Raw genomic sequence first — 12,228 nt, forward strand, 5'->3', positions numbered from 1 at the left:
CGGGTCGACCCTGCTGAAAAAGTAGAACGTCGTCGTGAGCGTCAAGCGTATCTAACGAGCGCGAGCCCCGGCAACGCAGAGTCGATCGACACGTCGCTTCTTGTGAATTTGCAACTGACCTGCTCGGCACGTGCGAGCAGCCAATCGATTTGTAGGCCGCCTCGACGCTGCGGACTTGTCAAATGCACGAGCGCAACCTGGCGCTTTTCTGTAGCAAAAATCTCAACAGTCGCCCACCACTCGTCTCCGCCTCCTGATCTATGGCTCCCCTCAGATCTCTAACGTTGAAATGTCTGTGCCCTCACTGAAGAGATCTAGCCACCGGGGTCGATCCTATAGAACAATTTGAATTTCCGACACCGCGTGTCGGAATGAGACCCAATGTTGGCGAATGCAGCCATATACGAGAGCGACACGTCCGCGAATCGTCCGTGCTGACAATCGGTGTAGTGCCAATTGGTAGCTCGTTCATGGTTCTAGTGCGCGTTCTACTAAGCCATCCTGCGCCATCGTCAGGTGAGGATACGACCTTTCTGCGGCGTGGCCGGTGACCGCCGCCGGCGACACTATCAGACACTCTGCAGCGACAAGAGACGCCCGATACCCTCTCGGCTAATGCATTGCCAAACGGTTCAACGTTGCAGCGACAAGGTGCTTCGTCCCCGGGGAGGATCAGATGGCCGAGGAAAGAACGTGCCCACTCACCGGCCGAGGGGGCTTTATTCCGAGGATGACTGGGCCGCGCTTCGCGAGTCAACCTGATCATCGTTTGGATGACGGGTAAATGCAAAGGTCAAGCTGGCGCCTGATGCGAGAGGACGGCAGAACTACTTGTTCTGGCCAAAGCGAACACGCCGACTTTAGAGGTGTAACATCCTGAACCGTGCGTGACGTGCGCCTCTCGAACCCAGCAGCAGTGAGCACCGTGATGCGCAATTGTGAGTGCACCGTTCGAGACTAAACCGAAAATTTTGCACAATGCGCCTTCATGTCGAATTCAAGTTGAGCGCACCGCAGACACTCAGGACGAACCACCCTGAGGGGTCGTTTTGCGCATCCGGTAGTCGCTCGGTGTCGTCGCCAGATACTTTCTGAACAGCTTGGCCAATTGGGCGCCGCTGCCGATACCGCAGCGCCGGGCTATCTTGTCGACAGGCAAACGCGATTCGAGCAGCATCCGGCAACTCAAGTTCAAACGTGCCCGAAGCAGATAGTCGGAAGGCGTCGTACCGATCTCGCTCTTGAAGCGCCGCAGGAAGTTGCGTTCGCTCATTACTGCGACCTGAGCTGCGTCGTCAATAGAGATGGGGCGTTCAACATTAGCCTCCAGCCAGCGCGCGGAGGCCATGATTTTTTCACTGACTTGCGACTTCGCGTTGCGGGCGATTGACGAGTTAAAGGAAGTCCTGTGCCCCGGCGCGACGGATTCGGCAACCAGCCGCGCCAGTTCTGGTCCTAAGTCCTCTTCAACGACACGTAGTGCTGTCGCCACGGCGGCCGGCGCTTCACTCAGCTGGCTTGTCTGATAAAGACCGTGCGCTTCGGTGCCGCCATACAGAAGAGGGCAATACCGGCTGGGAAGTCCGGCCACCTCCAGAAGCAGCCGTCCCTCCGCGATCGGATGAACGATCTCGCTGAACGGGTGCCTCCGGCGCAACCAGTTGCCAAGGCGTTCGTCGCGGCACGCGAACTGCACGCCCGCACCGCCCGCAATGAAGAGCAGATGCGTGCCATTTGTGCCGCGGTGCGAGTCAACGCTATCTGTCCAGACGAACACCGACGACGAACTCGCAATGCGACCACCTGACGCCGACAGCAATGAAACGTCGTAGCGTGTGCGGGCCGATCGCTGCGCTGCAACGAGTGCGTTTGCCTTCTGGAAGATCTCGATAATCGCTGCAACCTTTGGCAGAGCAAAACCATTGAACAACGCTATGTCGACGCTAGTGATGTCGTTTACCTGCGTCATCACCGTACTTTGCCGCGAGCAGCGGGGCAGAGTATGCACTGATTCCATTTTTCCCTCGGAATGTTTGACCTGCAAAGGCCTTTCTCTCGAAACTTTCTTTATTTTGATAACACATGTTACACAAATGATTCTGACGTCATTATTACATGGTGATCGAGCTAAGCATTGGAATTTTAAGAAACTGAGCGAGCAGGAGGCGCATGAACATGGTGCGTATTCATGTCGGGTAAGTCGCGGTATGGTGCGGAAAGATACAGAATATTAGCGGGGCATAATTTTTGGCAAATGAGACGGAGTGTATAGGGCCTCTTTTGAATTAGCTTATATGTTGAATGATATAAAGAAAGTCATCGGAACGTTGATGCCGGTACTTTGCCGCTAGCGCTTTCCGCCTTTTTACGAGAGGTGGAACGGAGGCTTGATCGTTTCACGTGGAGGGTGGCTGACCTTAGACCTAGATACGCTGGCCGTTCGCTGTTAGCGCGATCATGCAGAAACAAGACATTCAGACAATTGATGACAGCGCCTGCGAAACCGCGGATTCCATCGTCGGTGCGCGCGAGCGGAATATGGCCGAAGATCCGTCGTTATCCGGCTCGGTTCTTGTGTAAGTCGGAAAATTCGATAGATTGCGCTCGCATTCAAACTGGGTGTTCAGCGAGAGGCTGGAGGGGTACCATAAGAGGCTCCGGTCGCAGTTGTGCGACTTGTGCCAAAAACTGTAAGAGCTGCCCAAGTTCGACCGTGGTTGCCCGTGGGAATTCAGGTGACCCAGCTTGAAGAATATCTCGTTTCCGCTCGCGAAGAGCAATGGGAAACTCCTCGAGCTAATGCAGATAAGCAAGATTAAAAGACCGCCACAGAACAACGTGCTGCGTTAGTTTCGGGCGGAATTCGGTACTGTCGCTGAGAATCCGTATCGGCCGCGTTCCTGAGATGACCCAATCATCGGCTATGAGCGAATAGCAAGAAATGAAGTTCAATGAGCGATCTGGCGATCAGAAAGAATTTGACTTCTGGTCTGTCGAGCGCATAACAAAGACCGCCGATTCGGGCGGGTTTTCTACGCTCTTCGCTGCCCGATTAAACGGCCTTGGGCCGGTTTTTTCTTGTGCAGTAGAAACGGCGGTAGCCCCCGTGCACAATGAAACGTGCTACGAGGATGACTTACTGGAAGCGTCTGCAGACGGCAGGTGAGTACTGGTCGATCAGGGACTGGAAAGGCGCGTTATGTCCATAAGCTATCCCCGATACCAGCAGAAGTGACACGGCTGCGACAATAGTTCCTCGTAGTTGAACATGCGAGTTGGCCAGCGAACGTACGAAGAACAAAGCGACAGCCGAGCCAATAGCCCAACCTGCGATGACCTCTGACACCGTGTGGGCTTCCTCGAACACGCGAGCTGCGCCTATGATGGCACCCCCTGCGAGGCCTAGGGTTACGCCGATGGACGAACGCCCCGCACGGCGCAGAAACAACGCGATGCAAGTCGTCCACACGGCCGACGAGAGCATCGTGTGTCCGCTGACCACGCGAAAACCGATTTCACTGATTTCTATGCCGCATCCGGCGTAGAGGATCTTTGTTGCTCCGACGATCGCCATGCCCACTGCCAGAGAAGTCAGCCAGTAGGCAGCCATCCGCCGATCAGACACGGCAATCCATATTGCGCAGCCCATTGCCAGCGGGAGAGTTACTGCGGCGTCGCCAAAGTTGCTGAGTGAATTCCACATTGTGCTCAAATACCGGTGGATGCGAGATGATTGGTTAGGAAGTGCCTGTTATATTCGGGATAGGCGCCCTAGTCAGGCACTAAAGTTGTCGAATAGCAACGCGGTAGGATTGTCCGGCGTGGGCAACTAGTGGGTCTGAAGCTGGGCCGCGCAGATGAGATAAATCTCGGTTACGGCTGGAGACCGGAAGTTGAGATGCACACCGTCGACAAACATGCTTGCTACGGTCTTCGCATCAAATGTCATTTCCAAAATCCGTGCGACATGTTCCGCCAGTTGCTGCGCGCCCCTCGTGAACGTCAGCTGCGGCCAGATAATGTCGCCGCTGTTGGATCGCGTCCAGCAACGCGCAGCTTCGAGCAGGTGTTCAACCCTGAGCCATCTACCGGTGGCGTGATGCCGTTGCAATTGTGGCACGACGAGATAGGTCAACAGTTCCGCGAATCCAAGTAGGCCAAAATCAAGTGGCTGAGTCATCGGGCATCGGCTTCGCAGACGGATTTCGACACGCAATGTGTAGTGGGCGAGCCGTTGCCTGACGGAAGCGCAAAAGAGTGATCGTTCCTGTCGCACATTCGGTCGCACATCGAGTCAACACCACGCGAGATCGAAGATCCCAAGGCAGAACATCTGGCCTCCAATCTGATTGCCTCCGTCAAAATGTTGGCGTATTCCGTCGAGCGCGACTCAGCGGCGCTGCATTTGCGTTTTTGTGACCACGCGCAAACCGTCGACTGGTTGCGTTCCATCCGGCAGTCTGCATTACGAAGACTCTTCGGGTCGCGTTGGAAATCTCGATCGAAGCGCTTGAGTCGGGAGTGTTCGACGTCTTCCCCGTTCCCGACGGACCTTCCTTCACCCCGATACTTTCATATTGACGCCTTGCGCGGCGATCAGCCCCCCGGCGGGCCGCTCCATTGCCGAATTCGGTCAATTTAGTGGCTTTGCCCGCCACTTTCATCGGGGGAAGTGCGGGCACGGCACGACCTTGATAGACAGACGGAAACGACCACGAAGACCTAAGGGCACTCGGCCACCCCTTGCTTCGAACGTGCGCGACCTCCATCTCGATGGGTCTCCTTTTTTTGATTGTCCAAGTGACGGAATATTTTCCAATCTTAAGCGATCGTATGGGACAGACTGAAAATAATAGTCAATGACCCCGTCTTGTCGTACTCAAAGAGCCGTGACTTCACCTTTAGGACGCCATCGAACCCCGGTTCGTCGACCGCCATGATAACGTTGTCTCCGACCAGGGGGAGCAGATGTATCATCCGCAATCCGGTGGTACGGTATGTACCAAAGCCACCAGTGTACTCGTACACATACGTCACATTCTCGTCCATAAGTGTCTCATTCGCTTGTATGAAAAGTCATTCTACTGAGTACTCTCGCGCAGCTACGGTCGCGACAGGACGAAACTCGGGGAAAATGATAGGTCTCTTCTGGGCGTAGTCAGGCGGCAACGACCGTAGTGGGCAGCGATATCGATCTGCGTGCCGAACTTCACACGTCAGCGCGAAAGCCGATAGGTACGGCGGGGTTGTTCACAGATTTGACCGCTGCCACTAATAAATAAATTTCCATGTCGACCTTCTGGTGCGCGCGACTCCTATATCGGAAGCGCGAGTGGAGATTTTTGATGCACGCGTACGCAATGTTAGCTTATACATCGTGGACCATATGGCAGCGAATCGAATCTGGCGGCTCAAGAAAAAATGCCTGCCGTCCGAGGGGGCGGCAGGCGAAATCGAGGGGCGGGGTTGCCTCAGAGAGGAGTCCCCTCGAAAGACCGAAACGGAGTTTAATCGGTCGAAGTAGACAGCGGACATGCGTGGCGGATTGAGTCAAAACGTTGGCTGAACGTGACATGAAAAGGTGTCGTCCGGGCAGGATGACCCGCCCCGGATTTGGTAGAGGTTCCAACTCTTGAGAGAATGGAGCTATGAACAAGTTGAACAAGTTTTCTGCTGAAGTCCGCAACGTGCTACGCGCATGGTGCAAGAGCATCGGGGCGAGTATCCCTCACAGTGGGTAGCGATCGAATCCGTCGCCCCCAAGATCTGCTGTACGAGGGCTTTGATAATCATATAGCCGGTCTCGCGCCGTTCGCGTAGGACGGCTGGCGTAGAGTCAGGGCTGCGACACCGACGTGACGCACAGGAGGTTGGCATGAAAAAAAATTTAGCGGAATCGACCTGCGCTCGAACAACAGTGTGGTCGTGGTCAGCGATGCGGTGGACCGCGTTATCTATCAACGGCGGCTGCCCAACGACGCGTTGCAGATCCGCGCCGCATTGGCGCCGCATCGCGAAGAACTTGAAGGCGTGGTCATCGAAGCCACGTACAACTGACACTGGTTGGTCGATGCACTGCTTGCTGATGGGTATTATGTCCATCTGGCCAACCCGGCAGCGATCAGGCAGTACGAGGGGCTGAAATACTGCGGTGATTTCACCGATGGAGCTCCTGCAGCAGGTCAAGCTGAATCCCGAATACGCGCTGCTGAACACGGTGCCCGGTATTGGTCCGGTGCTGGCGACCACTATCATGCTCGAAACCGGCACTATCTCTCGCTTTGCCACCGTTGGGCACTTCAGTTCCTACTGTCGCTGTGTGGACAGCAGGCGCGAAAGCAATCACAGGAAGAAAGGCGAAGGTAACACGAAGAATGGGAACCGCTACCTCGCATGGGCGTTTGTCGAAGCGGCCAACTTTGCGATCCGGACCTGTCCGCAGGCCCGGCGCTTTTACGAACGCAAGAAGTGCATGCGCAACGGCATCGTTGCGATCAAGGCACTGGCGCACAAGCTGGCTCGCGCCTGCTACCACATGCTTCGGGGGCGCAAAACATTTGAGACAGTTCGCTGCTTTGGCTAGCGGGTGATGCAGGGGGAACGAACCCGGTAACTTGACTGGTGCACAGCCATGGCTTTGACTGGGTCTTTCCTTTGCTTCACCGCACCGACTGTCTGCAGCGATCGGGTCGCCCCGGGCGAGGAGCCACGTTTGACTGGCATTGCACACGCAACAGCCACGGCTTTGCCCGACCCTTCGGACTTCGTCCGGCACCAACGTTTCTTTGGGGCGGCCATGGCCGCCAGGGCCCACGTGACTCACCTCACGGTATGCTTGATCCAGATGGGTGTCTGGTGCGATCCGTTTCGCAACCAGAACTGAGAAAACCGGATGCGACATAGATCATGCGGACAGGAGAAATCCCGCAAGCTTCCTGGCGATTGCCATCTCGATGAAACGCATATCGATATGGCAATCGCCAGGGCGGGGAGATTTTGTACCTTGACTCCGGCCGGCTAATGGGTGTCAAGTTGGCCGAAGATGGCGTGCGCCATCTGGGAAAGATAAGGTATCCTTATTGGATAATTCAGGCGCTGCTCACGCCGGCCCAGCACTGCCAGGCAAGCAGGCGTGCCTGAAGTTCTGCGCGATGGCGGGCAGCCTTCATCTGGTGCCGGGGCAAGGCAAAGTGCTGCCGGATCGGATCGAAGCGGGAGAGAAATGTCTGCGTACGCCGGGGATCGCGAAATCGTTGCATCTGGCGCTCGCGCCGGCGCGTGAGCTGGTGGCTGTTTTCTGCGCGGGTATTGAACCGGGCCGACGCTTTCACGAAAAAATGTTTCACGCCAGCCAGTTCGGGCACCTCCGCCTTTGCCGCCGGATAGTTAAGCAGTTGATCGGTGACGATCTTTCGGGGCACCGGGTGTGAGCGCGATACCTTCCAGAAGAAGCGTTTGGCCGCAGCCTTGTCGCGCCGCTGTTGCAACAGCAAGTCCAGTTCGGTGCCGTGTTCGTCCACCGCGCGCCAAAGCACGTACGGCTCGCCGCGCAGCTTCACGAACACTTCATCGGGGTGCCAGGTCGAACCCGCCTTGCCACGCACGGCCTTCGCGCAACGCGCAAACTGCGCACCGATTCGTACGTGACACTCACGCCGCGCTCGAGTAGTAGTTCCTCGATGTCACGCAGGCTCAGGTTGAAGCGATGGTACCACCGTACTGCGCAGCTGATGACCAATGCCGGGAAACGGAAACCGTAGTAAGGTGATTTGCTCTTCTTCATCCCGCCATTTTACCCGGCACGCTCATCAATTTGACAAAGCCCTTGTGAGGGCAACGTCGTGCGTAAGGCATTGAGCATGAGTTATGGGCGCTGCATCGGTTGCGCGACGTGAGGACGTTAGGCTCCGGTCACGCGACTTTGGGATATACGGAAATTATGTTGGCGCAATCCGCCACATTCATCTCATCACGGGAAATTTCGTGAAGAATAGGCGCCGTTCGATATTACTCATCGCGGCGCGTGCAGGGGTACCTGTCATCGCCACGCCGCCTATCCTCACTTCCTGATACCCGAATCGATGAAAGTCACCATTATCGGAACCGGATACGTTGGCCTCGTCACGGGCGCGTGTCTGGCAGAACTGGGCAATGATGTTCTGTGCCTCGACGTCGACGAAGCGAAAATCACGATGCTCAACAACGGCAAGGTGCCGATCTACGAGCCCAGCTTGGCCGACGTGATCGACCGCAATCGTGAAGCGGGGCGGCTCGCGTTTTCGACCGACCCCGCTCAGGCGGCTGCGCACGGCGACATCCAGTTTATTGCGGTTGGCACGCCGTCCGGCGAAGACGGTTCTGCCGATCTGCAATATGTGATCGCTGCAGCGCGGAGTATCGGCAGGTACATGAATGCGTTTAAAGTGATCGTCGACAAATCGACGGTCCCTGTAGGCACGGCTGATAAAGTTCGCGACGCGATTGCAGAAGAACTCGTCTTGCGCAATGCCGATGTACCGTTCGCGGTTGTGTCGAATCCCGAGTTTCTCAAGGAAGGTGCCGCCATCGACGACTTCATGCGACCCGATCGAATCGTGATCGGCTGCGACGACGACGTATCCGGCTTGCGTGCCCGAAGCCTACTTGAGCAGCTCTACGCGCCGTTCAACCGCAACCACCAGCGCACACTGTTCATGGACGTGCGTTCGGCCGAGTTCACCAAGTATGCAGCAAACGCCATGCTGGCAACGCGTATCTCGTTCATGAACGAGATGGCCAACCTCGCGGACTGCGTCGGTGCCGACATCGAGAGCGTGCGTCGCGGTATCGGATCCGATCCGCGCATCGGCTATAGCTTCCTATACGCGGGCTGCGGATACGGCGGGTCATGTTTTCCAAAGGACGTGCAGGCGCTGATGCGAACTGCCGGGGAATACGACATGGAGTTGAACATTCTCGCCTCCGCCGAATTCGTCAATGAACGCCAAAAGACCGTGCTTTTCAATAAGATCCGGCGACACTTCGGCGGTGCGCTGATGGGCAAGCGCTTCGCCTTATGGGGACTCTCGTTCAAGCCGAACACCGACGACATGCGCGAAGCAACTAGCCGCCGTCTGATCGCCGATCTGCTGCGCAATGGCGCCACGTTGAACGTCTACGATCCCGTCGCAATCGAGGAGGCCCGGCACTGCCTTAGCGCGGACCTCGATGCCGACAGTTTCGCGCGGATCGAGTTTTCGCACGACCGCGACGCGGCGCTCATCGGCGCGGATGCCCTTGTGGTACTTACGGAGTGGAAGGAATTCCGCAGCCCCAATTTCGAGCAGATGAAGGTCGCGCTCAACGACACGTTGATTTTCGACGGACGTAACCTGTACGACCCGCATGTGATGAAAGAAACCGGCTGGATCTATTACACGATCGGCCGCGACGCGGCTCGCGCCGCCGCCTGAGCGCGAGCAGGGGGACGCGGAATGCGCACCTGCCTGCACCATGTACCCGGCACATGCAACTTGGGTGGCGATGCGATGCTAAAAATGATTGTCAATCGAGCTTTGGTATATGTTCGGCCCGGAAAGCAAATCGCCAGTGAAGTGGGCGGCATTGATCTGATGCTCTATCTTGCGGAACAGAGCTGGAATGCGCTGCGAGGCTCGGTGCTTTCGCTGCGCTGCAAGCGTGCGGGCATATGCTTTGTCGGACGCTACGTCCGCGTCCGGTTTGCAAAGCGAATCGAGATCGGGCGCTTTGCCACCATCGGCGACGGTACGATTCTCAGCGGGTTGGGTGCGGGCGGCTTACGTGTCGGTGGGCGCGTCACGATCGGCGCCTATTCGCGGCTCATCGTCGGCACGGATCTCGCGCGGCCCGGCAGCTACATTTATATCGGCGATGGTTGCGGCATCGGCGAGTACTCGAGTGTGGGGGGCTCGGGTGGTGTGTCAATCGGCAGAAACACGATCATTGGCCAATACTTCAGTGCGCATCCGGAAAATCACAATTTCGCGGACCTGTCGCGGCCGATTCGCGAGCAGGGGACGACGCGCATGCCGATCGACATTGAAGAAAACTGCTGGCTAGGCGCGCGCGTCACCGTGCTCGGCGGGGTAACGATCGGCAAGGGCAGTGTGATTGCGGCCGGGTCGGTTGTCACGCGCGACGTGCCGCCTTATTCTATCGTCGCGGGCGTTCCGGGGCGTGTTGTGGGCACGAGGCGCGGAGGCGACGATGCTGGCGCTTGATATTTTTGTCGTGCTGTACCAGCGCGATCCTGAAGCGGCCGAAACGCTCATCACATTGAGCCAGATTGATTTCGCCTCGCTCGGCATCGATGTAGAGGTCCACATATGGGACAACGCGCGGGCTGTACCTGTGCCGCCGAATGCGCACTTTCTTCCGTTCCGTTGGCGGTATTTCGCGTCGCCGGAGAACGAGCCGTTATCGAAGGTGTACAACATGCTGGTACGCGAGTCGAGACGCCCGCATGTGGTTATTTTCGACCAGGACTCGAGCGTCGATGCAGCGTTCTTGGAAAAACTCGCCGACTGTCTCGAAAAAGTCGAAATCGAAGCCGACGTCTTTGTGCCAGTGATTCGGCACGACGGGCATTTGATCAGCCCGGGTCGGTTGCGGTGGATCAAGGGCGAGGCGCTGTGTAGCGTCACGACGAACGCCATGTTGCCAACAGACTTCACCGCGATGATGAGTGGGCTATGCATCAGTCGCGCCTTCCTTACGCGACTCGCGCCGCATCCGTTCGACGAACGGCTGCGCCTTTACGGCGTCGACACACGTTTCTGCCGCGATCTGGCCAAGCACGGTGCGAGAGCTTACTTGCATGAAGCGGTGCTTGGCCACGATTCGGCGCTGCGCAGCACGACCGATCCGCTTGCGGCACTGCAGCGACAGATATGGCTATGGCAGTCGTGGCTACGCGTATTCGATCGCAATCCGTTCGAGATGCTGGCGATCCGATGCTATGTGATGTGGAAGGCTTTGCGCATATCAGTGGGTCCGCGTGCGCCGGGAAATTTCTTTGACGTGATCGCGGAGGTTTTTCGGTGAGTACATCGCTAGCTATCGTGATGATCCATCAGGGCTCCGAGCTGTACGGATCCGACCGCAGCTTCGTGTCTGCCTTGTGCGCGTTGCGCGAGCGGCATCCTGACGCTGTAATCGATGTGGTGTTACCCGAGGCTGGCCCCATCGTCGATCACGTCGTCGGATATGCGAGCCGAATTATCTACAACTCCAATGGCGTATTGCGCAAGAAGGAATTGAAGGCGCGGCCGTGGCAAACATGCAGACGCATGATCGAAGCCTGGTTGGGATATCGGAGCATGTTCCCTTCGTATCAGATTTGCTACGTGAACACCGTCGTGTGCGTGGCTGCCATCGCGGCTTTGCGCGGACAGCGTGCGGGGGCCTATGTGCACGTGCGGGAGATCCCGTCCTCGCTTGCTTGCCGCGTTTTCAGGGCCTTGCTGAGGTTCTCGCGCGCAGGCCTGATCTATAACTCGCATGCGACGGCTGCGGCATTCGCGCTGCCGGGCGATGTGATCCACAACGGGGTCGACGTCGCCGGTCCCATCGCTGTTGCTGACGCTCCACAGAACCGCACAAAGCGGCTCGCAATCATCGGCCGCATCAATCCGTGGAAGGGACAACAGTTCGTGCTTGATGCGCTGTCCATGCTCGGGCGCGCATTGCCCGTGCACGTGCGGATTGTCGGCGATGTCTTTCCGGGCTATGAGGGATTGCTCGTCTCGCTTCGCGAGACCGCAAAAACGTGCACGCAATCTGTTGAGATCGAAGGTTTCACGAGCGATCCGGGCGCGCATTTCGCGTGGGCCGACTTCCTGGTGGTGCCGTCGGTTCAGCCCGAACCCTTTGGGCGCGTGGCGATCGAGAGCTTTGCGTACGGGCGGCCGGTCATTGCCGCGGCCACGGGTGGTTTGCAGGAGATCGTGACCGATGGCGTCAACGGGTTTCTGTTCGCGCCGGGGGATATGCGGGATTTTTTGAGGGTGGTGTCGAGAGCGTTGGCGATGACGCATGACGCGTATGCCGACATGGCGAATGCCGCGCGCGAGAAGTACCTGAGCGCCTTCACGGTCAAAACCTATATGCGCTCGGTTGCCGACACCGTACAACCGTTGCTCGACGATTCTAGGCGGGCGCATGAGGTTTCTGCCTTACAGCGTGAAACACGCTAATGTTGATGGTCGA

Annotated in this window: 8 protein-coding genes and 3 pseudogenes; 7 read left to right on the forward strand and 4 right to left on the reverse strand. The window is 57.3% G+C overall.

Going from position 1 to position 12,228, the window contains the following annotated elements; genetic code table 11:
- Window positions 1–1,021 precede the first annotated feature (1,021 nt).
- Window positions 1,022–2,017, reverse strand: coding sequence for a helix-turn-helix domain-containing protein (locus B0G81_RS39970; protein ID WP_134143740.1), 996 nt, complete (start codon window positions 2,015–2,017; stop codon window positions 1,022–1,024).
- Between the two features lie 440 nt (window positions 2,018–2,457).
- Here B0G81_RS39970 and B0G81_RS45500 point away from each other — a divergent pair, with 440 nt between their 5' ends.
- Window positions 2,458–2,580 carry a hypothetical protein gene (locus B0G81_RS45500; protein ID WP_279590546.1) on the forward strand — a complete coding sequence of 41 codons (123 nt, stop codon included), beginning with the start codon at window positions 2,458–2,460 and terminating at the stop codon, window positions 2,578–2,580.
- 556 nt (window positions 2,581–3,136) lie between these two features.
- Here the strand turns inward: B0G81_RS45500 and B0G81_RS39975 are convergent.
- Both B0G81_RS39975 and B0G81_RS39980 read right to left on the reverse strand, forming a co-directional pair.
- Entirely contained in the window at window positions 3,137–3,703 is a 567-nt protein-coding gene (locus B0G81_RS39975) for a phosphatase PAP2 family protein (protein WP_134143741.1), read from the reverse strand.
- 126 nt (window positions 3,704–3,829) lie between these two features.
- Window positions 3,830–4,180, reverse strand: coding sequence for a hypothetical protein (locus B0G81_RS39980; protein ID WP_134143742.1), 351 nt, complete (start codon window positions 4,178–4,180; stop codon window positions 3,830–3,832).
- Window positions 4,181–5,648: 1,468 nt separating this feature from the next.
- On the opposite strand from B0G81_RS39980, the pseudogene B0G81_RS39990 reads away from it, so the two are divergent.
- Both B0G81_RS39990 and B0G81_RS39995 read left to right on the forward strand, forming a co-directional pair.
- Window positions 5,649–5,773 (forward strand): annotated as a pseudogene (locus B0G81_RS39990) (IS3 family transposase); the annotation flags it as partial.
- Between the two features lie 122 nt (window positions 5,774–5,895).
- Window positions 5,896–6,583: pseudogene (locus B0G81_RS39995) on the forward strand (transposase).
- A 505-nt stretch (window positions 6,584–7,088) separates the two neighbouring features.
- Here the strand turns inward: B0G81_RS39995 and B0G81_RS40000 are convergent.
- Window positions 7,089–7,783: pseudogene (locus B0G81_RS40000) on the reverse strand (IS6 family transposase).
- A gap of 298 nt (window positions 7,784–8,081) precedes the next feature.
- On the opposite strand from B0G81_RS40000, the gene B0G81_RS40005 reads away from it, so the two are divergent.
- Genes B0G81_RS40005 through B0G81_RS40020 form a run of 4 tightly spaced genes read left to right on the forward strand, consistent with a single transcriptional unit; the run spans window position 8,082 to window position 12,215 of the window.
- A complete protein-coding gene (locus B0G81_RS40005; protein ID WP_134143744.1) occupies window positions 8,082–9,452 on the forward strand; it encodes a UDP-glucose/GDP-mannose dehydrogenase family protein in 1,371 nt (456 codons plus the stop codon).
- 21 nt (window positions 9,453–9,473) lie between these two features.
- Window positions 9,474–10,241, forward strand: coding sequence for an acyltransferase (locus B0G81_RS45090; protein ID WP_134143745.1), 768 nt, complete (start codon window positions 9,474–9,476; stop codon window positions 10,239–10,241).
- Window positions 10,228–11,064 carry a glycosyltransferase gene (locus tag B0G81_RS40015; RefSeq protein WP_134143746.1) on the forward strand — a complete coding sequence of 279 codons (837 nt, stop codon included), beginning with the start codon at window positions 10,228–10,230 and terminating at the stop codon, window positions 11,062–11,064. The genes B0G81_RS45090 and B0G81_RS40015 overlap by 14 nt, the downstream gene beginning before the upstream one ends.
- Window positions 11,061–12,215: a glycosyltransferase family 4 protein gene (locus B0G81_RS40020; protein ID WP_134143747.1), complete on the forward strand. Its 1,155-nt coding sequence runs from the start codon at window positions 11,061–11,063 to the stop codon at window positions 12,213–12,215. Before B0G81_RS40015 ends, B0G81_RS40020 begins: the two co-directional genes overlap by 4 nt.
- Window positions 12,216–12,228 lie beyond the last annotated feature (13 nt).

The sequence above is a fragment of the Paraburkholderia sp. BL6665CI2N2 genome, assembly GCF_004366535.1.
In the GTDB taxonomy this organism is placed as follows: domain Bacteria; phylum Pseudomonadota; class Gammaproteobacteria; order Burkholderiales; family Burkholderiaceae; genus Paraburkholderia.